Source organism: Fischerella sp. JS2 (genome assembly GCF_032393985.1).
Taxonomy (GTDB): domain Bacteria; phylum Cyanobacteriota; class Cyanobacteriia; order Cyanobacteriales; family Nostocaceae; genus Fischerella.
In genome coordinates this window covers 5,667,107-5,690,563 of sequence record NZ_CP135918.1, presented here as the reverse complement: position 1 = coordinate 5,690,563, position 23,457 = coordinate 5,667,107, and the positions used below count along the sequence as shown (strand labels likewise).

At 42.1% G+C, this 23,457-nt stretch carries 20 protein-coding genes and 1 other annotated feature; of the genes, 7 read left to right on the top strand and 13 right to left on the bottom strand.

The window, feature by feature from the left end; all coding sequences use genetic code 11:
- Positions 1-273 precede the first annotated feature (273 nt).
- From RS893_RS24235 to RS893_RS24225, 3 genes are read left to right on the top strand one after another with little or no spacing between them, the layout of a single operon-like run.
- Positions 274-552 (top strand): hypothetical protein, encoded by a 279-nt coding sequence (locus RS893_RS24235; RefSeq protein WP_315788225.1) that lies wholly within the window; start codon positions 274-276, stop codon positions 550-552.
- Positions 545-808 (top strand): type II toxin-antitoxin system RelE/ParE family toxin, encoded by a 264-nt coding sequence (locus RS893_RS24230; RefSeq protein WP_315788224.1) that lies wholly within the window; start codon positions 545-547, stop codon positions 806-808. Before RS893_RS24235 ends, RS893_RS24230 begins: the two co-directional genes overlap by 8 nt.
- Entirely contained in the window at positions 809-1,378 is a 570-nt protein-coding gene (locus RS893_RS24225) for a hypothetical protein (protein ID WP_315788223.1), read from the top strand.
- Here RS893_RS24225 and RS893_RS24220 read toward each other — a convergent pair.
- From RS893_RS24220 to RS893_RS24200, 5 genes are all read right to left on the bottom strand, one after another.
- The gene (locus RS893_RS24220; protein WP_315785248.1) at positions 1,333-1,908 is read right to left on the bottom strand and encodes an IS630 family transposase; all 576 of its coding nucleotides are present in this window, start codon (positions 1,906-1,908) and stop codon (positions 1,333-1,335) included. The two genes, RS893_RS24225 and RS893_RS24220, sit on opposite strands and share 46 nt — an antisense overlap.
- Positions 1,899-2,405, bottom strand: coding sequence for a helix-turn-helix domain-containing protein (locus RS893_RS24215; RefSeq protein ID WP_315785251.1), 507 nt, complete (start codon positions 2,403-2,405; stop codon positions 1,899-1,901). Before RS893_RS24215 ends, RS893_RS24220 begins: the two co-directional genes overlap by 10 nt.
- Positions 2,406-2,911: 506 nt before the next feature.
- Entirely contained in the window at positions 2,912-4,279 is a 1,368-nt protein-coding gene (locus tag RS893_RS24210) for an AAA-like domain-containing protein (RefSeq protein WP_315788222.1), read from the bottom strand.
- 364 nt (positions 4,280-4,643) lie between these two features.
- A complete protein-coding gene (gene truB, locus RS893_RS24205; protein WP_315788221.1) occupies positions 4,644-5,513 on the bottom strand; it encodes a tRNA pseudouridine(55) synthase TruB in 870 nt (289 codons plus the stop codon).
- Between the two features lie 106 nt (positions 5,514-5,619).
- Positions 5,620-6,543 carry a nucleoside hydrolase gene (locus tag RS893_RS24200; protein ID WP_315788220.1) on the bottom strand — a complete coding sequence of 308 codons (924 nt, stop codon included), beginning with the start codon at positions 6,541-6,543 and terminating at the stop codon, positions 5,620-5,622.
- 17 nt (positions 6,544-6,560) lie between these two features.
- Between RS893_RS24200 and RS893_RS24195 the strand changes: the two genes are divergently transcribed.
- Positions 6,561-6,992, top strand: coding sequence for a nucleoside deaminase (locus RS893_RS24195; RefSeq protein ID WP_315788219.1), 432 nt, complete (start codon positions 6,561-6,563; stop codon positions 6,990-6,992).
- A gap of 171 nt (positions 6,993-7,163) precedes the next feature.
- Positions 7,164-8,813 (top strand): metallophosphoesterase family protein, encoded by a 1,650-nt coding sequence (locus RS893_RS24190; protein ID WP_315792087.1) that lies wholly within the window; start codon positions 7,164-7,166, stop codon positions 8,811-8,813.
- A 31-nt stretch (positions 8,814-8,844) separates the two neighbouring features.
- Here RS893_RS24190 and RS893_RS24185 read toward each other — a convergent pair whose 3' ends face one another.
- The 8 genes from RS893_RS24185 to RS893_RS24150 form a co-directional block, all read right to left on the bottom strand.
- Complete coding sequence (locus RS893_RS24185; protein WP_315788218.1) at positions 8,845-8,991, bottom strand: hypothetical protein; 147 nt, start codon at positions 8,989-8,991, stop codon at positions 8,845-8,847.
- Between the two features lie 49 nt (positions 8,992-9,040).
- A complete protein-coding gene (gene purF / locus RS893_RS24180) occupies positions 9,041-10,540 on the bottom strand; it encodes an amidophosphoribosyltransferase (protein ID WP_315788217.1) in 1,500 nt (499 codons plus the stop codon).
- Positions 10,541-10,723: 183 nt separating this feature from the next.
- Positions 10,724-13,141, bottom strand: coding sequence for a phosphoribosylformylglycinamidine synthase subunit PurL (purL, locus tag RS893_RS24175; RefSeq protein ID WP_315788216.1), 2,418 nt, complete (start codon positions 13,139-13,141; stop codon positions 10,724-10,726).
- A gap of 1,135 nt (positions 13,142-14,276) precedes the next feature.
- Positions 14,277-15,209 carry a nucleoside hydrolase gene (locus RS893_RS24170; protein ID WP_315788215.1) on the bottom strand — a complete coding sequence of 311 codons (933 nt, stop codon included), beginning with the start codon at positions 15,207-15,209 and terminating at the stop codon, positions 14,277-14,279.
- 240 nt (positions 15,210-15,449) lie between these two features.
- A complete protein-coding gene (locus RS893_RS24165) occupies positions 15,450-15,953 on the bottom strand; it encodes a 2TM domain-containing protein (protein ID WP_315788214.1) in 504 nt (167 codons plus the stop codon).
- Between the two features lie 141 nt (positions 15,954-16,094).
- Complete coding sequence (locus RS893_RS24160) at positions 16,095-17,192, bottom strand: WD40 repeat domain-containing protein (protein WP_315788213.1); 1,098 nt, start codon at positions 17,190-17,192, stop codon at positions 16,095-16,097.
- A gap of 150 nt (positions 17,193-17,342) precedes the next feature.
- Positions 17,343-17,639, bottom strand: coding sequence for a hypothetical protein (locus tag RS893_RS24155; protein WP_315788212.1), 297 nt, complete (start codon positions 17,637-17,639; stop codon positions 17,343-17,345).
- A 295-nt stretch (positions 17,640-17,934) separates the two neighbouring features.
- Entirely contained in the window at positions 17,935-18,108 is a 174-nt protein-coding gene (locus RS893_RS24150; RefSeq protein ID WP_315792151.1) for a hypothetical protein, read from the bottom strand.
- Positions 18,109-18,477: 369 nt separating this feature from the next.
- Here RS893_RS24150 and ald point away from each other — a divergent pair, with 369 nt between their 5' ends.
- Positions 18,478-19,566: an alanine dehydrogenase gene (gene ald / locus RS893_RS24145; RefSeq protein WP_315788211.1), complete on the top strand. Its 1,089-nt coding sequence runs from the start codon at positions 18,478-18,480 to the stop codon at positions 19,564-19,566.
- A gap of 207 nt (positions 19,567-19,773) precedes the next feature.
- Positions 19,774-20,033, top strand: a binding site (T-box leader).
- A gap of 67 nt (positions 20,034-20,100) precedes the next feature.
- The gene (gene ileS, locus RS893_RS24140; protein ID WP_315788210.1) at positions 20,101-23,382 is read left to right on the top strand and encodes an isoleucine--tRNA ligase; all 3,282 of its coding nucleotides are present in this window, start codon (positions 20,101-20,103) and stop codon (positions 23,380-23,382) included.
- Positions 23,383-23,457: the final 75 nt, after the last annotated feature.

The window sequence follows — 23,457 nt, the reverse complement described above, 5'->3', positions numbered from 1 at the left end:
ATAGGAAGTAATTTTATTATGACTGTATTCAAAGTGAGTACATCTAATCTTCTATCTTTTTCAACCCTGTTTATTGCGACTATGGGGTTTAGCATAATCGCCTTTTCTGAAAGAGCAGAGGCTAATCTTAGATTTTGCAACAATACTGGTGCGCTGGTGGATACGGCGATCGCTCCAAGTTGCCTATCCTAAACGATAATAGCGAGATCGATATTTCCCAACGATTAGTTGCCTTACAATAAACACTAAACCAAGAAAATTGGGAAGCAGACAATGAGTACCACAGATAATTCCCCAATAGACGATCACTCATCAGCAGATGTAATATCTGTAACAGAGTTGCAGTGTCAACTTAATGATTTACTCAAGCAACTATCACCAGAACGCTTACAGGTACTTGCTGATTTTGCGGCTTACTTGGCAAATACTGAAAGCGAGGCTGCAACCCAAGAACTTGTAGCAATTCCTGGATTGTTAGAGCGAATTAAAAAAAACCAAGCAACCCCTAAAACTCAATACGCAAACTGGAGAACTCTTCGCTCCGATGTATGAAGTCTTGCTACATCCCGATGCTCAAGAAGTGTATGTCAACGCGGACAAAAGCCTAGCGAAAAAAATCGCTCGATGTTTGGAACAGCTAGAACAAACTCCGCGTTCCCATCCAAATATTAAAGCTCTCAAGGGGGATTATGCAGGGTACTATCGCTACCGAATTGGGGATTATAGGGTCATCTACTCTATAAACGATGAGTTAGTACAGGTATTTGTTGTGGCGATCGCTCATCGTAGCGAAGCATACGAATCATGAATGATATTTATCAACAGTATTGCAGAGTACGTTTTTTATCTTGGCAGTACTGACGGCGTTGCTGTTGGTAATGCTGTGGAAATATCGAAAAGTGCTTCCAGCTACACCTTGATGGGTGGTTCTGGTAGTTTTTCCAAAAGCAACAAGTGCTATGTGACCGAACCAGAAAAAGAATCTGAGAAACAGCAAGGTATTAGCAAAGAAGCGTGGGCTGCAATTAGTGCGATCGCAGTGGCGTTAATTGGCGGTATTGTTACTATATTCGTTACGATATACAAACCTTCGCCTAGTCCATCACCTTCTAATTCTCCTTCACAATCTTCTACAATATCAAGTTCACCATCTGAAACTACTCCTGTCCCGACTGTTCCTCCATCTGCTTCTGCGTCGGCTCAAAAGTTGTCACAGGCTTTAGATATTGTCAACATAGATTTTAGTGAGCCTAAACTACGTGACCACTTAGACAACCCATCCTCTAATTATCCGCAGTTTGCTGAAGGCTGTCTCAAGCTTCTTATACCAATTCAAAAAATGTTTGCGACAGATAAGGCATTGAGGATGAAGTCATAACCAGTCAAAGAAGCAGCAATTTGAGGAGTGAGGAGAGCTAGGAGTTGAGCAACCTTGGTTTGCAGATGCTCCAGGTGATCAAATAGCTCCCATTTCAAGTCTTGCTTGAGATATTCCCAAACGCGCTCTATGGGATTCAGTTCAGGAGAATGAGCAGGCTGGAACAAAAGAACAATATTCTCTGGAATTTGTAAACGTTTAGCTTTATGAAATAAGCCGTTATCAACTTGGAGAATGTTAAGTGATTTGGGATAACAGGCAGCGAACTCGTTCAAAAATTGTTGGTAGCATTCGGTATCAACATGAGAAAACTGCCAAAATAAACTTTCCCCAGTAAGTGGTTCAACTGCTCCATATAGCCAGAACGCTTTAAATTGCCACTGCCAATCACCAATAGGCTTAACTCCGGGAAGAGTAATTTTACGTCCTTCAATGGTTTTGAGTCCAAATCGACTCTCATCTTGTACAAAATAACGAATATTTTCGTACTGGGGCAAGATAATGGCACTGTATTGAGCAATTAATTGCAAGTCATCACCGAGTTTTTTTTAAAAGACTCTAGTTTTTCTTCGTCCTGTTTTCGGTTACGCGGACGTGGGACTTTCAGCTTGGCTTTGAGCCTGTAACGTGCCAGATGATGTACAGTTGCGTACTCAGCTTGCACACCCAAGGTTTTTTCTAACCAATGTTGTATTTGTGTGTACCGTTGAAACCCACCTTCTGGTTGTTCGAGTTGTTTTTTCAAACTCGATACAGCCCAATCTGGTATTGCTCTTTTTCGACCTGAACTCGTTCCAAATTCAACAACCGCCTCAATTCCTCCTTCTCGATAATCTGCCAACCATCGATGTACTGTAGCTCGATGTTTTCCCAAGATTTTAGCAATCTCACTTACACTCATTTCTTGCCCTTTAATCAGATATAGGGCTTGTATACGTTCTTTGCTCCGAGACTGTTTTTGATGTCTGAGCAACTTCTCTAGTTCCTCGACACTATCAACTATCTCGATCTGTGTTACCCCTACCATCACATACCCTGAATGCTACTTCTGTCTATTTTTACCATCTGTCGCATTCTTTTTTCAAATTGGTATTAATAATCAACGCCTAAAGAAAAAAGTGTATTTTGACGTGATTTTTTGGAACTATACACAAGAGTTAGGAGGTAAAGTAACCTCTGATTCGCCCGATGGTGAGCTTAATACGAATATACTGAAAGCTGCTATGCTCAAGGCTTACAACACACGTAACGGCAGTAATGCTCTGTCTTTTGGAGACATTGTGGAACCAAAGCAGTGAGAAAGAGCATAAACATCAAATTTTGTAGCTTGTATACCGCTTATGAAACGTTATTAATAATATTCATACCAAGTTGTGTTTAAAAACCTCACCCCCTGCCCCTAATCCCCACTCCCCCAAGGGAGTGGGGACCCCGAGTTCCCCTCTCCTTACCAAGGAGAGGGGTGCCAAAGGCGGGGTGAGGTAATATCTATGAATGCAACTCGGTATCAATCTCCCAACCAGTAATCAAATACTATATCTTCAAGTGTTCCCGAAAATATTGTTGATATAACTGACAGCGTGGGGCTAGTTTATCACCTACCCTCTTCACCAATCCCATACTATATAACTGATATGCTTGCATTGTTTCTATACAGACTGGTTCTGTTGCTGTAACTACTTGCATAAATGCCTTAGCTAGATGAGGATTTACTTGAAGACAATTCAAAAGTCGGCGTAAGTGTTCTTCATAAATTCCGGCATTTGTAGGAGCAGTTTGTAATAAGTTTTCCAGCGTTATATCCCCAACCGCGAGGTGATAAAGTGCTAGTCTAATTAAATATGGATGTCCTCCAAACATAGACATTAATTGCTGTATTTGTGTTTGATGATAATTAAGTTTATGACGCTGGGCTAAGTCTGCTATTTGTTGTGGGGCAAATTCTATCAATTCAACTACTAACCCAACATTAAATGGTGATTGATTGATATCCAATGACCCATAATTTTCAGTTGAATGTACTACGGCTAATCGTAATTTTTCCCAAACTTCTACAGTTTTAGCTTCTTCATGCCAACTACGTAACATGGCAAAAAAACCTTGAGAAATTTCCGGATATTGAAAAACTCTATCTACTTCATCTAATGCTAAAACTAAATTATTACTGATTTTATTCAGAATATTATCTTCAAAATATGTAGTGCAATTAATTATGCTACCCCTATACTCATCCCAAGATTCATTGAAGGAAGTAGGTAGTTTTAATTTGTGACTCACATAAGCACAAAAGCAGCGTAAAAATTTATCCAAATTACTAAAAACTGTTGCTTCTGCTTGCAACAAGTTTAAACGTACTGTGTAATAACCTCTCTGATTTGAATGAGCGATAATTCTCTCAAGCAGCGATGTTTTACCCATTTGTTTTGGGGCTTTAATCCGAATTAAAGAACCTGCCTGGAGAATTGTTTCATAACAACGTTCTTCTATTGGCATTCGCGTAGCGTCTCCTGTAGAGAATCGCTGGATATAAAATGCAGAATTGAGTGGTACTAAACCTTCTGGGTATTCTGGCCGAAATTCATTTTTAATGTTACTGTAACTATCATGATGCACTTCTGCTGGTAGAATATTTATCTTTCTCAAGTTATAACGCTCGATCGCTGCGCGAAAATTAGTTTTACTAACTTCTTCCCCTAATGCTTCTGAAAGTAACTTCCACAATTTGAAACCTACATCCTGCCGGAGATATTGAGCTGAATAATCTTCATTACTGGCAATTTCCTCATAACTTAGTCCTTGCCATGATCCTTGAAGGATAATTCTTTCCACATCTTTTAAGTGTCTGTTATTTTTGTTAAAGACAACTGCATCTAAAATTTCTAACCCTTCTTCCCAGTTCATTCTTCATCCTGAATAGATATATAATATTTTTTATTTGAGTTTAAAAAAAGATTTACTTTTGAAGACTGATAAAATCAAAAGTACTGTGTTTAATAGACCACTTCAACATCTATTTCAAAGTAAATCTGCGATCGCGATTTCTTATCTATGCTGGTTTACCATTGTTTTTTCTTGCTTGCTTTCTCTTACACTTGTACGCACAACCGTATTTTTTCATGTAGAGGAATAAACAAGCTCAACAATATAGGGTCTAATTAATCACAGTCTGTTCCTACAATATCATTTAGAGACTTCCAGGGTATCAGCCAAGATATGTGCAAAACTGGGATATATGGTAAAGTTTAATTTAGCTAGATATGAATGATCAAACCAAAACAAGCAGAGGAATCAAAACATCATCTTTTGTTTGTCCAATCCCCAAAAAGCGTCCATCTTCTGCGTAAACTCGCAATATTTGTGAAGAATTATTTTCAAAAGCAATCTTCTGTCCTTGACACCATTTTTGATCTGCTGGTGCGCTTAAGCTGACAGATGGTAAATGCTGCAAAGCTATGTCGGGGGGAAGGGGTTGAAATGTTCCGGCTTGCAATTGTGCTTCTAAATCTGTAAAAGTCAGACTATCTGCTATATGAAACCCACTGCTAGCAGTGCGTTGCAAAGCTGCAAGAGTACCGCCTGTTTCTAATACACTACCCAAATCACGAGCGATCGCTCTAATATATGTTCCCGTACCACAGGCGATCGCAACATCTACTTCTGGAAATTCCCCTTCTCGCCAGTCTAAAATCTCTATTTTGAAAACTTCCACTGTTCGTACTGGTGCTTCCACCATTTCACCTTTACGCGCTAACTCGTATAAACGCTTTCCGTCTACTTGTATGGCGCTGTAATTCGGTGGAATTTGCTCAATTTTACCTTGAAACTGTTGTAGTGCAGTTTCTACTGTTTCCAGAGCCAAATTCGTCACAGCTTTCTCTGTAATAGTTTCTCCTTGTAAATCATCAGTTGTGGTACGCATACCCAGCTTAATTGTCGCTTGATAAGCTTTTTCACCAGGAAGATATTGTAATAAGCGCGTAGCTTTGCCCAGTGCAATTGGTAACACACCAGTTGCTGCTGGGTCGAGAGTACCAGCATGTCCAACTCGCTTGAGACGCAAAAGTTTTCGCGTCTTCGCTACGCAGTCGTGAGAAGTCCAACAAAATGGTTTGTTGAGATTAATGAAACCAAACACAATGAATTATTTGGGGATAGGGGATCGGGGATCACAAACAAGGAGGACACGGGAATGGAGACAAATGACTATTGTACAGACGCGATAAATCGCGTCTCTAGCTTAATCATCTAGCCCATTGTTGCAAAATATAAGCGTAAAAAGCCTCTTTATCAACTTTATCCATTGCATAAATTTTCCGTCCTCCAGACACTATCTTTGTACGTCCTTGGCTGGGGCCGCAAGTAATAATTTCGGTTTCCCACTCCTGGAGTTGATATAATTCTGGGCGGGCTAAATAAGCTGTTGCTAGTACATCCCAAAAATAATAATCCTGGGGAATCACCAGTGCATAACATTGTCCTGCTAAATCTGAGATGGGATAGTGGCGTTGTTGTCCCATTTTTCGGACGATCTCAGATGTTACAGGTACATTGTTAGTCAAATCTAGAGGACACATAATAATTTCAATTTGAGTTTGCCATACCCGTGCAGCCGAAACTGCGTCCCAATAAACATTCCATTCTGCGGAACCATCTTGTCCTGGTTCCCAATTCTTTTCCACATTACCAGAGACATTTAGCGCCCCTCCCATCCAAACGATTTTTTGAATTTTGGCTTCAATATCTGGTGCTTTATCTAATGCTGTGGCGATCGTTGTTAATGGGCCAGTTACCATTAGCGTCACAGGTTCTGGTGCCGAACGCAACACTTTCACCATAAAATCCTGACCAGGTTCTGAGACTAAAGGTGTAATAATGCGATCGCTTTGATTAAGAATCGGCAGATGATCTACCACAAAAGAATCACGACGATAGAGATAGGGGAAAGGATGAATACCGCGTACAGTACTTTCTGCGACGGGAATATGAGTACTCCCCATCAAATCCAGGATTTTACGTGTAGCACTAACAGCAGGTTGGACATAGCAATCAGCAGGAGTGACAACGACACCAAGAAGTTGGATATGATCCATAGTCATCAGTAGCATAGTTGCTAAGTAGTCATCAACACCACCATCGTGATCCATTAATACAAGTTGTTTAGACATAACAGGAGAATTAATAAATGGATGAGTTTATGAAAGCCGCCATTGACGAAGCCAAACAAGGTAGACAAGAAGGTGGGATTCCCATTGGTTCTGTGCTTGTTAAAGATGGCAAAATTGTTGGCAGAGGACATAACAAGCGTGTCCAAGACAACGATCCTGTCACTCACGCCGAAATTGATTGTCTGCGTAACGCAGGTAGAATTGGCAGCTATAAAGGTACAACACTCTATTCAACCTTAATGCCGTGCTATTTGTGTGCTGGTGCTGTCGTGCAATTTGGCATCAAAAAAGTTATAGCCGCAGAATCAAGAACTTTCCCTGGTGCAAAAGAATTTATGGTATCTCGCGGTGTTGAAGTTGTTGATTTAGATTTAGCAGAATGCGAAAAAATGATGAGTGAATTTATTCAACAAAATCCCAAACTGTGGAACGAAGATATTGGGAATTGAAGGGGAAGGATGAAGGTTCAAGTATGAAGGATGAAAAATATATTTCATGGTTGGTTAGTTGTTGGTTGTTAGATATTTCTAATGTCCACTTCCCACACTCTCCACACTCTCCACACTCCCCACACTCCCCACACTCCCCACACTTCCCACACTCCCCAATCCAAAATCAATATGACCCTACCACCCCAGTTACTTACCGATCCATTTCTGCAACTCCCAACTCCAAATTCAGTAAGAGTTGTGTGGTTTACCGAATTTGCTGGTAACAAACATTTGGTTTCCTATGGTGAAAATTTAGCTACAGTTGCTTTAGCCAAAACGACTAAACTTAGCCGCACTCGTGAAGATCAACAATCAAGAGTAGGAAGTCAAATCCAAGATGGACAAGTTTATCAACACCCTGTTTCCCGTCATATTTGGAGGCATGAAGCTGAAATAACTAGTTTAATTCCCAACACAAGGATTCCTTATCAAGTTATAAGTGTACGGGAGGATAACCAAAGTGTGAGTAGTGAAGTGTTTAGTCTTGCACCTGCACCTACATCCAACACCCCACTCAAAATTCTCCTGACCTCCGATCACCAAATCAAGCCGATGGTAGCCGCAAATTTACAAAAGGTTGTAGAAACAGTTGGACAACTAGATGCAGTTTGGTTTGCTGGTGATTTGGCGAATATTCCCGATCGCGCCAGTGAATGGTTTGATGATCATCGGGGTGGTGCATTTTTCCCCTGTTTCCAAGGTCGTGCTAAATATGAAATAGAACATAACGGTATAAAAACCAGCTACACTGGCGGACAAATTATTCAACACGCACCCATGTTTACTTGCATTGGTAATCATGAAATCATGGGGCGGTATGCTAAAAAAGGCAGTTTGAACGAAGAGTTTAACGATACTATTCCCCGGGCAGCAGCTCTGAAATTATACGGTGAGCAATCCCTGAAAGAGAATTCTTTTAATACCGATACCTACGAAGAGATATTTACTTTACCGCAGAGTCCAGAAGGCGGAAAAACCTACTATGCTACTACCTTTGGTGATGTGCGTTTGGTAGTACTTTATGCTACGAACATGTGGCGCTATACCATTAATGAAGGTAAATACAAGGGAAAATACGGTGAACCAGAAACAGAATTAAACAATCCTCAAGAGTGGGGTTACGGTCAGCATATATACGAACCAGTTGCCAAAGGAAGTCAACAATACAACTGGTTGGTACAAGAACTCAACAGCCCTGAGTTTAAACAAGCCAAGTATAAAGTCGTGATGCTACATCATCCTCCTCATACTTTAGGTGATAATATAATCCCTGCCTATACTGATCCAGTACAGATAATTGAACAGGATGAAACTGGCAATATTCAGGCAGTGCGTTATGAGTACCCCAAACAAGCAGACTATATTATGCGTGATGTGCTGCCATTATTAGAAGCAGCCGAAGTGCAGTTGGTATTTTTTGGTCATTCTCATTTATGGAACCGCTTTTGCACTCCATCAGGGATGCACTTTTTAGAAACTTCCAATGTTGGCAATTCTTATGGCGCTGCGTACGGTAAAACCAAACGTAAGAATTTACCACCTTGGGAAAGTCAGGATTATGTGGCAAGTGGTGATCCTTATGGGTTAGAACCACTCACACCTACAATTGCACCTATTTTAGATGAAGATGGTCAACCTATGCCTTACATTGCCAGTAACGATATTACAGTGTTTAGTATCTTTGATACAGGTACGGGTACAGTAAGCAGCTATCGTTTTGATACGCGCAAGCTAGATGGAGAGGTAATGAAGTTTGATGAATTTAAGCTAAATCAATAGACCTACCCTTTCTTTTTTGTGCGCTGCATCCTTAACCGACCATTTTCAGGTAGGTTGCAACTATGGATTTGTGGGACATTGCTTTATCTACTGCGATCGCTACATTTTCCCAACCCCTACTAGATGTGTATCTATCATTTTGTGAATTGGTATAACCTGCGGAATGTGGGTTAATCAAAAAGCACCTCAAGCTTTGAGGTGCTTTAAAGATTTTTTACCTTAATTTATTACATCACCACTTTCTCTAACATCAGTTTAGAAGCTTTGACCTGCTCTGGTACAGTGACGGGGTAATCTCCTGTGAAACAGGCAGAACAAAAACTTTGTGGGTCTTCTCCCGTCGCTAACAGCATTCCCTCCCAACTGAGATAGGCCAGGCTATCTACTTCTAGTTGCTTAGTGATTTCTGCTACTGATTTTGTCGCTGCAATCAACTGATCTTGACTATCGGTATCAATGCCGTAGAAGCAAGGGTGAGTGACTGGCGGTGAAGAAATTCGCATATGTACTTCTGTAGCCCCGGCTTCACGCAAGGTTTTGACAAGTTTGCGACTAGTAGTTCCTCGTACAATTGAGTCATCGACAATTATGACTCGCTTACCATTGAGTACATCTTTGAGGGGGTTAAGTTTCATGCGGATGCCTGACTCACGCATGGTTTGGGTAGGCTGAATAAATGTGCGTCCAACGTAGCGATTTTTGATCAGTCCTTCGGCATAGGAGATACCGGAGGCTTGAGAAAAACCAATGGCAGCAGGAATTCCAGAGTCAGGAACACCAATGACAATATCTGCGTCTATAAACGATTCTGTTGCTAGTTGCCGCCCTAACCGCATCCGGTAAGTGTACAAGCTTTCGTTGTGCATGACACTATCGGGACGGGCAAAGTAAATCATTTCAAAGATACACAGCTTGCGTTGCTGCTGCTGACTCCAGTGGTAGGAAGCCAAACCCTCTTGTGTAATCCAGACTAATTCACCTGGTTCTACATCGCGTAGATACTCAGCGCCAATAATATCTAAACCGCAAGTTTCAGAAGCAAGCACATAACGCACCGGATCGCTTCCCAAAGTACCAATGACTAAAGGACGAATGCCATTGGAATCGCGAACACCCATCAAACCAGCAGGTGTACCAATTACCAAACTAAAGGCTCCACTCAGACGACTAAAAGCTTTAATGCTGCCCTCTAGCCAATTTTGACCTGCGTCTATTTCTTGAGCGATCGCAAAAGCAATCATTTCAGAATCAGTTGTAGTCACCAAGTTACAGTTATTCTGTAGTAACTCTTGGCGTAACTGAATTGTATTGACTAAATTGCCATTGTGTGCTAAAGCCAGTGTTCCTAAGCAAGTATCAACAACAGCAGGTTGGGCATTTACTTTTCGACTCGAACCTGTGGTGGAATAACGAGTATGACCAACTGCCATCTGACCAGGTAAGCTGCTTAAAATTCCTTCGTTGAAGACCTGGGATACTAAACCCATGTCTTTATGCAAATGTACTTGTTCACCTTCAAAAGTAGCAATGCCGGCAGATTCTTGCCCCCGGTGTTGGAGAGCGTATAATCCAAAGTAAGTAAGTTTAGCAACATCTTCTCCTGGTGCATAGATGCCGAAAACACCGCAAGCTTCTTCTGGCTTATCTGGTCGAGTATCCTGATGAGTCATTTGGTTATTGGTTGGTAGAGGCTGGTCATCCGCAGTGATGGGATGGGTGGGAATCATGCTAGCTTTGCTCCTGATGAGGGTGTCAAGTCACTAGGATTATGTAAATGGACGGATGCAAAAATATTAATAAATGGTTAACCATCCATTAAAACAGTAGCGTAATTATTATTTTCGCGGAAGCTAATCAAGCGCCAAATGTAAAGTGCCCAAAGTATGAAATTTGATGCATCTTTAGATTACTTAACGTTCTTGGGTATTAGTGTAAATGGCTAGACGCCTTTTGATCGCCTTTAAGTAGTGATCGCTCATCTCCTCAATCCTAGCGTTGATTAAAGTTTGACCATCAGAGGATAAAACCCGCAACCCAATTTCGGAATTCCCAACTTTACCCAGTTTTTGCCAGTTTTGGCCTAGGTTTTCCTGTAAGTAAGATTCCCAAATTTCTTGTTGTTCTGGTGCTACGGAAACTAAAATTCGCCCACCACCTTCACCAAACAGTACTTCATCTAGACGTTGCGAATTATCTACAGGTAACTTGAAGCTAACTTCTGCACCCATTTTACCCGTAATACAACACTCAGCCAGAGCAATTACCAAACCACCCTCAGCACAATCATGGGCTGAACGTACCCAACCTTGACGAATTCCTTCACGGCAAGCTTTTTGTACCCGTCTTTCCCAGTCAAAATCTACCCGTGGTGGAATGCCCGCAACAATGCCGTGAATACTAGCTAAATATTCCGAAGCGCCCAAGGTAATTTTGGATTCTGATAGTCCTAAAAGATAAATTACATCACCTGCTAAGCGCCAAGCTTGACCACAAATTTTGCTTAAATCGGGGATCAACCCCACCATACCGACAACCGGAGTTGGATAAATCGGCTGAGGATTTCCTTGAGAATCAAGAGTCTCGTTGTACAGAGAAACATTACCCCCAGTTACCGGGGTTGCTAATTCCCGACAACCTTCTGCCAAACCACGACAAGCTTCTGCTAATTGCCAATAACCAATCGGTTTTTCTGGGCTACCAAAATTGAGGTTATCAGTTACCGCCAAAGGTTCTGCACCCACACAGCTAAGATTGCGTGCTGCTTCTGCTACTACGGCTTTTGCCCCTTCGTAAGGGTCAAGATAAACGTAGCGGGAATTACAATCTACTGTGGCAGCAACACCCGATTTTGGATTTTGGAGCCACTGCGTTACGGGGGTTCCTCCCGTTGTAGCATGTGGCGTGATTTTGGATTTGAGATTGGGGATTTCTTCTAATGGACGCAAACGCATCACCGCAGCATCACCACCACCGGGTAAGATCACTGTGTTGTTCTGCACCTGATAGTCATACTGGCGATAAACCCAGTTTTTAGAAGCAATCGTCGGATTATCCAGTAAATTCAAGAAAATATCATTCCAAGTATGCAGTTTTCCTTGAATTTCTATGCCAGTAGTTGTACATGCGGGCAAAGAATCTGATGTCCATTCCCAAGCTTGGCGCACATATTCTGGTGGTTCTGCTAATAATTCTCTCTCATACACAGGTGTATTTTCAGCCAAAGCTGTAGCAGGAATTTCTGCTGCTACTTTACCTCGAAAGAGAATCCGGACAACTGGTTCGGCAATGACTGTACCAGCAACAACGGCATGAAGTCCCCAACGATGGAAAATATCGATTAATTCTTGTTCCCGTCCCTTCTCGGCTACAAACAGCATTCTCTCTTGAGATTCGGAAAGCAGATATTCATAGGGAACCATCCCGATTTCGCGCACAGGTACTTTATCTAAATCAAATTCAATACCCACACCACCTTTGGCTGCCATTTCCGAGGTAGAACAGGTGATCCCAGCAGCACCCATGTCCTGGGCTGCAACAACTGCACCTGTTTTAAAAGCTTCCAGACAAGCTTCTATGAGAGACTTTTCTAAGAAAGGATCACCGACTTGCACCGCCGGGCGATCATCTATTGATGCGTTAGTTAGTTCAGCACTAGCAAAACTTGCACCCCCCATACCATCGCGTCCAGTGGTGGAACCAACGTAAAGCACCAGATTGCCAATACCAGATGCCCCAGATTTGACAATTTCGGATGTTTCCATCAATCCCAGGGCCATGACGTTGACTAAGGGATTACCAGAGTAGGCAGGATCAAAGTAGACTTCACCGCCAACGGTAGGTACTCCCACCGAATTACCATAATGGGCAATCCCTGCTACCACACCAATAAATAGCCTTTGTGTCTTAGGATCTTCCAGAGAACCGAAGCGGAGAGAATTTAATACAGCAATGGGACGCGCCCCCATTGTAAATATATCACGCAGAATGCCTCCAACACCAGTGGCGGCTCCTTGGAAGGGTTCGACTGCACTGGGGTGGTTGTGAGATTCTATTTTAAACGCTAGTCGCAGTCCCTCACCTAAGTCTACAACACCAGCATTTTCACCAGGACCCACCAGGATGCGATCGCCTGTGGTCGGAAACTGTTTCAATAAAGGGCGAGAATTTTTATAACAGCAATGCTCTGACCACATCACCCCAAACATACCTAGTTCAGCTTTGTTAGGATGACGCCCTAGTCGCCGGACTATTTCTTGGTATTCTTCAAGTTTAAGACCTTCAGATGCTATCTCTTGAGGAGAAAAAGGAGGTTCGGAAGCGCTGGTCATGGAAGTTTGCACCAAGGGGACAAAGGATTATTGTATCGATTTTCTGTCCCGTTCCTGTCAACCGATTTTGGATTTTGGATTTTAGATTTTGGATTGACTCCACAGATAAATCTCAGCTAATTCTAGGTAATTTTCCGATTGAGATTGTGATAATTATGCTCATATCTGTCGCCAGCATGGAATTAGCAAGGGTTTGTTTTGTGAGTCAACAGCAAAAATACGTAAATTTTTATCGGGTTTTTCGGCAAACAGAAATACTTCAGTATTTTCACGAGTTCTAAAAATAAAGACCATTTCATAATATATATATTTACTAGATTTACCAAGCACTCAAACCTGAACTCTAAGTTTGTTGTGTAAACATCCCATAATTGAGCTTTTGAAAATATACAGTTTTGAACGGAACAGGGTATTTTGCTATTTATCTGTTTGCAAGTACCGACAACATATACTATGACAGCGATCGCTTGTACAAAATATAATTTCTAAAAATTAGCAATACAGATAGGTTATAGGCTTGTACTGCAATTAAATTAGGATTTTAGTGCTATGAAATTATCAACTGCTATCTCTTTGTAAATTCGATAATTCATTTTTCAAGACAACCAATATTAATTGCCATGCTAAAAATATGAACCAAGATTAAATTTATTATTGCTTCACAATAGTAGTTATTTTTCCAATGCAAAAAAATATCCGGATGCTTGTCTTAAGTTCAGAATAGATACAAATAGATTCAATACTGTTCGCATCAAAGATAGTTTGTATGATTTAGTCACATCATAAACAGGTGAATCATCTTGTAATGTCAAACTTGTATGTTGAAAAATTTTTAAAGAGTTTCTTTGAATACGCAGTTCAGTGTATCTCATAATGCAGGATATCCAGCTTGAAAGGGAAAAATCCTGCTAAATACAAGATTTACCCAAGTATATTGTGATGACAATCACAAATATGCATGATTAAGATCCTATGCCTGCAATTGCTAAACAGAGAGAATAAATGACAACTGAACTCTAGCCGAGTCATTAATAGGGAACACACTAATTGCCGACAGTTTTCTCAAAGCTGTCGGCTTTTTGTTTCTAAATGCTTAGTAGTTAGTTGTTGGTGAGTCCAATTCCCGTTTGACTGATTATTGCGATCGCAAACAATGATACAAAATCTCTTTCCAGCGTGCCACATCTATTGACCAAATGACATTTATATTGGGGGTTTTTCGCATTACACCTAACTCATCCACAACTGTTGCACCCCGCGTGAGTTGGCTTGTTATTTCTACATCCACAAAATATTTGCCTTGACGGATGACAATATCTGGTTCAAGGGCAACTGCCATTGCTACGGGATCAGGTAACATCAAACCAAAGGCAGACTGGATTGTTATACCAGCATCTAAAGCTTTAATGTTGCACTCCATAGCCAGATGTGCTGTTTCTGTACCGAAATTAATAACTTGTTCTATTTCACTGGGGGTTAACGCTGCATCGTGGCGACTCAATTCCCAACCAACCATTTCACAAGGCATACCACTGTGAAAAACTATCTTAGCTGCTTCTGGGTCTACCCAGATGTTATATTCAGCAGCAGGCGTAACGTTACCAACACTATTAGCTGCACCACCCATAATTACACAACGCTGTACTAGTAGTGCAATTTCTGGCGCGCGTAATAATGCTGTCGCAATGTTAGTAAGTGGCCCTAGCGTCACTAAAGTAATTTCACCGGGATAAGTCTTAATTGTGTCAATAATTACGTCTACTGCATGTGTTGCCTGGGGCTTACTCTTAGCTTCCGTGTAGTATTTATTACCCATGCCATCGTCGCCATGAAACCAATGAGCATAACTAGATTCTCGCAACATTGGTTTGGCGCAGCCGATATACACAGGTATAGAAGCTTTGCATACTTCAAGTGTGTACAGTGCGTTTTTTGCCCCTTGTTCTACTGAGACATTTCCACTAACAATTGTTACCGCTTCCACATAGACATCTGCCCAACGCTGCGCCATAATTAAAGCCACAGCATCATCAGAAGCAGTATCTGTATCAATCAGAAATTTACGCATAGACGCTGTGAATAAAAATGATTTTGGGTAAAGGCTGTTAGTAGTTAGTGGTTAGTAGTTAGTAGTTAGTGGGTACAGACGCGAGGAACATCGCGTCTGTACATTAGTGGTTAGTTGTTAGTTTTTTAATACTTACTCCACCCTACGGGAAGCCTATGAGCGTGTCTACACACTCCACCCTTACCTTAAGCCTATGAGCGTGTCTACACACTCCTCACACTCCTCACACTTCCCCATCTCCTAAATCTGCCATGCGTTAAGAAATTTATTCACTACTCTGTTAATAGTTTGTTTAAGCTGATTCTGGCGATACCATTTTTGGAAAGCCATTTCGTAATCTTCGCCTTTGGTTTGGAAAGTATTCCAAGCATCAAGGGCTACACCTAGTCCCCAAAATAGGAAAATATACAGTGACCAAGATAGACCTGCGCCACCGACTAGATCAACTAAGAGCAAAACACCGTTGACAATGGTAAATTTACCAAAGCGCTTTTTGAATCTTCCTATACGATAGTTGTTAAAAGCTTGCCTTTGCTGTATTTCTCCTTGGGTAATTTGCCAATCGCGTTCTGCTAGTTTCAGGGTTTCTAGGGGAATTTCTAATTCTCTAGCAATTTCTAAGAGTTGTTCATAAGAAAATTCTTTTTCTTGGTCTTTGGCTTGGCGGGCGATCGCCAAGTGTAGAATTTTCTGTATATCTTCTTGAGTGTATAAACGGGTGAATGGATCTTCTGGTGCTGTCATAGTAATGTCTCTGTTATTACTTTTTTTAACTGTATTTCTACTTAATAGTGATTACGCATTTGTGCGATCGCCAGCAATGCACTTGCCAATATCCTTAGACTAGCAAACCTACGGTTGGTTTTGGTCGTTGGTTGTTGATAATTAGTTGTAGAGAATGCGTTCCATGCGCCAAACCAATATTCTTTTGTCATATCCGCCACTAGCAAAGAACTGTCCGTTGGGACTAAAGGCGATCGCACTTACCCAGTCGGTATGTCCCTCAAGTGTATTCAGTAACTTTCCTGTGGTTAAATCCCATAACTGTACTACGCCTTGTTTCCCGCCACTAGCTAATATACGTCCATTGGGATTAATCGCAATGGCATTGATCCAATTATTATGATTAATCGAGTTGTTTTCTGTAAGAGTACTAGCGAAATCTCCTGTTTTGGCATTCCACAGTTTAATAGTGCCATCATGGCTAGCAGTAACTAAAGTTTGTCCATCTGGAGTAAAAGCTAAATCACTGACTACTTGAGTGTGGGCGGAAAACTGACGAATGAATTGACCAGAATTTAAGTCCCATAACTTGACTACACCCTGAGTGTCACCACTGGCGAGGGTTTGACCGTCCGGACTAATCGTAATTTTAGAAATGTTGTTGTAGTGTACTAAAGTAGCTAGGGGACGCTTTTTTACCAAATCCCACAGGCGAATTCCATCTAAACCACCACTAGCCAGAATTTTTCCATCAGGAGTTGTAGCTAAAGATAGAACGTTGCTAGTGTGACCGCTGAAGGAACGAGTAAATTTGTTGGTTTTGAGATTCCAAAGATTAACGGTGTAATCGTTACTACAGCTAGCCAAAGTTTGACCATCTGGCGAAATCACCATAGATTCCACAGCTGTTTTCTGAGCCTTGCGGATAGTTCCTATAATATCGCCCTTTTTTATACTCCACAAACGAATAATACCGTCGTTGTGTGAACCTCCACTTACCAAAGTTTTGCTATCGGGGCTGAAGGTCAGGGATTTAATGCTTCCAGGATTATTATTAAAGGTATAAATTCGCTGGGGATGGAAAAAGTTATTGCTAGTTTCAGGATTTGGTCTGGCTTCAACAGTCGCTGGATTTACAGGCGGTATTTGTACTAAGGAAGCGATCGCCACAGCAGCTGCTATACTTACCCCTGTTATAAAGGAAATTTTAAATCTGCTATTTAAGATTTTGTCAAATACTTTACTATAACTATTATTCATATATTTTTTAGATTAGAACTACGAGCGATCGCCTCAGACTTACTTTACTTTTGTAAGTCAAGAAAAAAAACTCCACAAGAGTAGAAACCAGATAATTGGCGATCCTCCGTGAATTTTCTAATCTTAAATATAAAATTTTAAACTTAAATTCTACTGAGGTGGTTTTTTCTTAGCAATAGTCAGCATTGGTAAAGTCGGACTAGAAGAGCGGGAAGGCAAGTAATGTTGTACCACAGTTTCCTCAGCAGGTAGAGGACGACGTTGTTGACGTAGCCAAAATTTTAATAAAAGTGTTATTCCTGCTGTTCCAAAACCAAAAGCGAACAAAGACCACTTATCGTCAAATCCACCGATCAGCGCTTCTACCACTCCCATCGTAATCAATACGCTGATTAGTGGTTCTTTTCGGTATGATAATTTTAAAAAACGAGGCAATAGAGCATTCATCACAGCTTGGTTTATTTCAGTTCACCTTTTGTGTAAATTTACTGAGAAATATTAACCTGCATTTAGCACTCTGAACTAGAGCCTACATTTACATCATAATATTATATTTATTTATTAAACGAGACTACTACAGTAGACTACTTTTGGGCAGTTTTCCTAAAAGTTATGGAACCCTGACTTGTAAAAGAAGCCAGATTTCTTGTTTTTCACATCAGAAAACCAGTTGGAATACCCAACTGGTTGAAATCTTCTTCATCACTTGCTTACAAGTAGCAGGGTCGGACTTTTTAGCAATTTACTTCAGACCGAGCCATGATAAAACGCCCTTATCGGTAAAGTATTCAATCAGCACCATCAGAATAAAGCCAATCATTGCAGCTCGACCATTCAAGCGCTCAGCATATTCATTAAATCCAAATTTTGGCTCTTCTAGCTTAGGGGTGATGCTTGGTTGTGATTGTGTCATCATTTGAAAAATCCTCTTGTTGGAAAATGTAAATTAGTACACTTTTGTGGTAAAGCATATTGAGCTATATTGCTCAACTACTGTTTTACATTTTTTTATTATTCTTCATATATTTTAGAAATACTCAGGAAATCGTCAAGACCTGCCGTACAAAGTCAAGGGTTAATCGTCAATAGCCCTAAAGTTTAAAACAAGTTATATTTCTTTTGACTCTTGACTATTAACTTTTGGCTGAAGGAGCAAATCGAAGTGAATGTTAAATTGGTGATATCACGGCAAACTCAGGGAAATTCGTATTTTTGGATTCAACATACCAGGGATAAGACTGACAAACTAAAGCTAAACAAAAATTAAATTAATTAGGGGCAGTGAATGGATATAGGTGTTCCCAAAGAAACTAAAGACCAAGAGTTTCGAGTTGGGTTGAGTCCCTCTAGTGTCAGGGTACTCAAAGAAAGCGGTCACAATATATTTGTAGAAACCCAAGCAGGTGCAGGTGCGGGATTTACGGATGATGACTACAGAAATTCCGGCGCAGAAATCGTCTCAACACCAGAAGATGCTTGGAATCGCGATTTAGTGGTTAAAGTCAAAGAACCCCAAGTTGCTGAGTATATTTTATTGCAAAAAGAGCAGGTTTTATTTACTTATTTGCACTTAGCTGCTAGCCGGAATTTGACCGAACATTTAATTGATAGTGGCGTTTGTGCGATCGCCTATGAAACAGTAGAACAACCTGGTGCAAACAGGCTACCTCTGCTTACACCCATGAGCGTCATCGCTGGGCGTTTATCAGTGCAGTTCGGAGCAAGATTTCTCGAACGGCAACAAGGGGGTAGAGGTGTCCTTTTAGGTGGAGTACCTGGCGTTAAACCAGGTAGGGTAGTAGTTTTAGGCGGCGGTGTAGTTGGCACAGAAGCCGCTAAAATTGCTGTCGGCATGGGGGCTAGCGTTCAAATTCTGGATGTAAATGTAGAACGCTTGAGCTACTTGGAAACTCTTTTTGGCTCACGAGTAGAACTACTTTACAGCAACTCTGCTCATATTGAAGCAGCAGTTCGCGAAGCAGACCTCTTAGTTGGCGCGGTTCTAGTACCAGGACGGAGAGCGCCAATTCTTGTGTCTCGTGAAATGGTTAAACAAATGCGACCAGGGTCAGTCATCGTCGATGTGGCAGTTGACCAAGGCGGCTGTATAGAAACTGTGCATCCTACATCTCACACCAACCCTGTCTATGTTGAAGAAGGTGTATTGCACTATGGCGTTCCTAACATGCCGGGGGCAGTTCCTTGGACAGCAACTCAGGCACTTAATAACAGTACTCTACCATACGTGGTGCAATTAGCAAACCAGGGAATGGAGGCACTAAAAAATAACCCCGCATTAGCCAAAGGTGTCAACATCCAAAATCATCGCTTGGTACATCCGGCTGTGCAAGAGGTATTTCCAGACTTAGTGTAGGAGTGAGGGGTGCAGGGGTGTGAGTAGAGACGCGAGGAACATCGCGTCTCTACAGGGGTGTAGGGGTGTAAGAGTTTAATACAATCCCCAAAAATTAGTTAATACCCTTACACCCTCATACCCTTGCACCCTTACACCCCTTCTTCTGTCAATTGCTGAAAACTTCAATCTAATGGCATGATTAAATAATTAATAATCAATTACCCATCAAAGGCAATGACGGGAACGAGTAGTTTCTGAGTCGGTGCCAGAGCGAGTCAGGGATGGTGTAAGCCTGACCATACGGCAGAAATGAAAATCCTCCCTGAGCCGCCCTCCGAACAAAGACTCAAAGGCTTTAAGTAGATAGGGACGTGTCCCGTGCGTGATAGCGGGTCGCTCTTCCCAGTCGGGAGTAGCTGCAAAGACCTAAGTTGTGAGACTTGGGTAAATTTGGGTGGTACCGCGCTCACCTCAGCGCCCCAATGTGGAGGTGTAGAGTTTGGCTTTGGCTAGCTCTGCAATTATTCTGCATGGATAGTGAACGCGGTAATTATGTTTAGAGAAGTTGAAAAGAACCTTCGTTTTCCTAGCCTTGAGCAAGAGGTGATCGACTTTTGGAAAACGCACCATATTTTTCAAAAGTCAGTGGAGAAAGATGCACCTCAAGGAAATTATGTATTTTATGAAGGGCCGCCAACTGCTAATGGCAAGCCAGGAATCCATCATGTAATTTCCCGTGCTTACAAAGATTTGTTCCTGCGCTACAAAACGATGCAAGGCTATCGAGTGGAGCGTAAGGGCGGATGGGATACTCACGGTTTACCTGTCGAGTTGGAAGTTGAGAAGAAGTTAGGCTTTACCAAGAAGGCTGATATTGAAGCTTTTGGCATTGCCAAGTTTAACGAGTTATGCAAACAATCGGTCTTTGAACGCATCCAGGATTGGCAGGCGATGACCGAACGGATTGGTTACTGGCTGGATTTAGAAAACGCCTATATTACTTACGAAAATCAATATATTGAGTCTTGCTGGTGGTTGATGAAGTCGCTGTGGGAACGCAATCTGCTATTTGAAGATTACCGCTCGACTTGGCACTGTCCGCGTAACAATACCAGCCTTTCGGATCATGAAGTAGCACAGGGATACCGAGATGTAGAAGACCCTTCAATTTACCCGAAGTTTCCTGCATATACTGCTGAACTTGTCAAGCGTGGTTTGTTGGAAAATGAGACACAGCCAGTTTATCTGCTGGCTTGGACAACTACCCCTTGGACGCTCCCTGCTAACGTTGCTCTGGCTGTGAGGGCAGATGCTATGTATGGGCTGTTTGCAGCACCACCTCAAGCAGGCGATCGCTCACAACGAGACCTCTACATTCTTGCGAGTAGTCTGGCTGAGCAAGTCTTCGGAGAGGGGAATTATCAAACGCTGAAAACCTTTACAGGTGAAGTATTGGTGGGACTTCGCTATCAACCTCTTTTGCAAGGTTATGTACCGGAGGGAGAAGACCTTTCCCAAGGGTTCCGTGTAGTTAGCGATGAGCAGGTGATCGTCGATGAAGGAACAGGGGTGCTTCATATCGCTCCTGCTTATGGGGATCTGGAATTGGGGCGCAAGTACAACTTGCCGATGCTTTTTTCTGTGGATTTGCTGGGTCAAGTTTATCCCCAGGTGAAGCTAGTTGATGCTCCTGAGGGTGAGGGACCTTACACTGGAGAGTTTTTCAAGAACGCAGATCGGCAAATTATCGCGGATTTGCTGGACAAACAGCTCCTTTATCGAGCCACAACTATTAACCACACTTATCCATTCAACTACCGGGATAGGACACCACTCATCAACTATGCCAAAAAGAGTTGGTATATTCGGACAACTGCTGTTAAAGACAAACTTATTGCCAACAACAACAAAATTCACTGGCATCCCGAATATATCCGTGATGGTCGATTTGGAGATTGGTTAAGAAATAATATCGATTGGGCATTATCGCGGGAACGCTACTGGGGTGCGCCTCTGCCTGTATGGGTGAGTGAAGACGAAAGTGATTATATCTGTGTAGGCAGTGTCAAAGAGTTGGCAGAATTGACAGGGCGGGATTTGTCAGGGTTAGATTTGCATCGTCCTTATATTGACGAGATTGTTTTTGAGAAAAACGGCAAGTTTTTTCAGCGCGTTCCCTATACAGTTGATGTCTGGTTTGAGTCGGGAGCTATGCCTTATGCCCAATGGCACTATCCCTTTGAAAATCAGGATGTGGTGGCTCGGAATTTTCCTGCCGATTATATTTGTGAGGCGATCGATCAGACACGCGGCTGGTTTTATAGCCTACATGCTCTTGCCACCTTGCTTACAGATACTGGCGGTTCTCTGGCTCATATCGCTCAGGATTCTCCTGCTTTCAAAAATGCGATCGTTCTTGGACACATTGTGGATGAAAAAGGCGAGAAGATGTCTAAGTCAAGGGGAAATACAGTTAACCCTTGGACTGTCTTGGATTCTCAAGGAGCCGATGCACTGCGGTGGTATCTTTACAGCACTAGTCCACCAGAAAATACCAAGCGCTTCTCTCAAGCACTTGTTGAAGATACATTACGCGACTTTTTGATCACATTATGGAATACCTACAGTTTCCTAGTGCTTTACGCCAATCTCGATCAGCCAGATTTGCAACAGGATGTTCCTGTCTCGAAGCGTCCTGAGATCGATCGCTGGTTGGTGTCCAAGGTGAATGTACTGCTCCGAGATGTAACCGAGCAATTAGAAGCCTACGATCCCACTAGTGCCAGTCGAGCAATTCGCGATTTTGTGGTCAACGATCTCTCCAATTGGTATGTGCGTCGCAATCGCCGCCGTTTCTGGAAGTCGGAAAATGATGGCGATAAACTCTCAGCTTACAAAACTCTTTACGAGACGATAGTCATTGTTGCTAAACTCATGGCTCCGATGGCTCCCTTTGTGAGCGAACACATTTACCAAAATTTAGTATTGAGTGTCTTTCCTGATCAACCAGAATCAGTACATTTAGCTAACTGGGAAAAATTTGATGCCACGCTTATCGATACCAATCTGTTGCGTGACATGGAGATGCTGATCCGGATTGTAGAGTTAGGACGTGCTGCTCGTGCGACAGCAAAGGTTAAGATCCGGCAACCACTAGGGGAAATCTTAGTACGCGTTCGCAATCAAGCCGAGATGGCTGGACTCAAGCGCTTAGAAGAACAGCTCAAGGAAGAACTTAATGTTAAAAAAGTGACTTATTTAGACATAGCGACAGATTTCGTTGATTATACAATCAAGCCAAATCTGCCTCTGGTTGGCAATCGTCTCGGAAAACAAGTACCTGCGTTGAAGAAAAAGCTGGAAACTATTGATACCCGCGAAATTGTCCATAATATCCGTGAGGGTAAACAGACAGTTATTCATCTAGATGAAAAATCTTACTACCTTGAGCCGGAGGCATTTCTCATTGAGGTTAACAGTCCAGAAGGTTATGCAGCGATTGAAGAATACGGCTATTTAGCAGCGCTGAATACTCAACTCACACCAGAGTTAATTCAAGAAGGGGTTGTGCGAGAGGCGATTCGTCTCTTACAAGAGGTACGCAAAAAAGCAGGACTTAATCTTTCAGATCGGATTTGTCTTGGGTTGGAAACGTCAGGAACACTTTTAGAGGCTCTTAAAGCTCATCTGGAAATAGTGAAGAATGAAGTATTAGCCCAGGAGATTGAGTTTGCGGAACTCAAGGAGGCGTGTTATGTCACCTATGTGAACATTAACGATATACAGTTGAGAGTCACCCTTCAGAAAATCTCTGGCGATGGGGTGATGGGGTGATGGGGTGATGGGGTGATGGGGTGATGGGGAACTCACCGGTCCCCTGCAGGGGATTAGGGGCAGTGGGGGGACAAG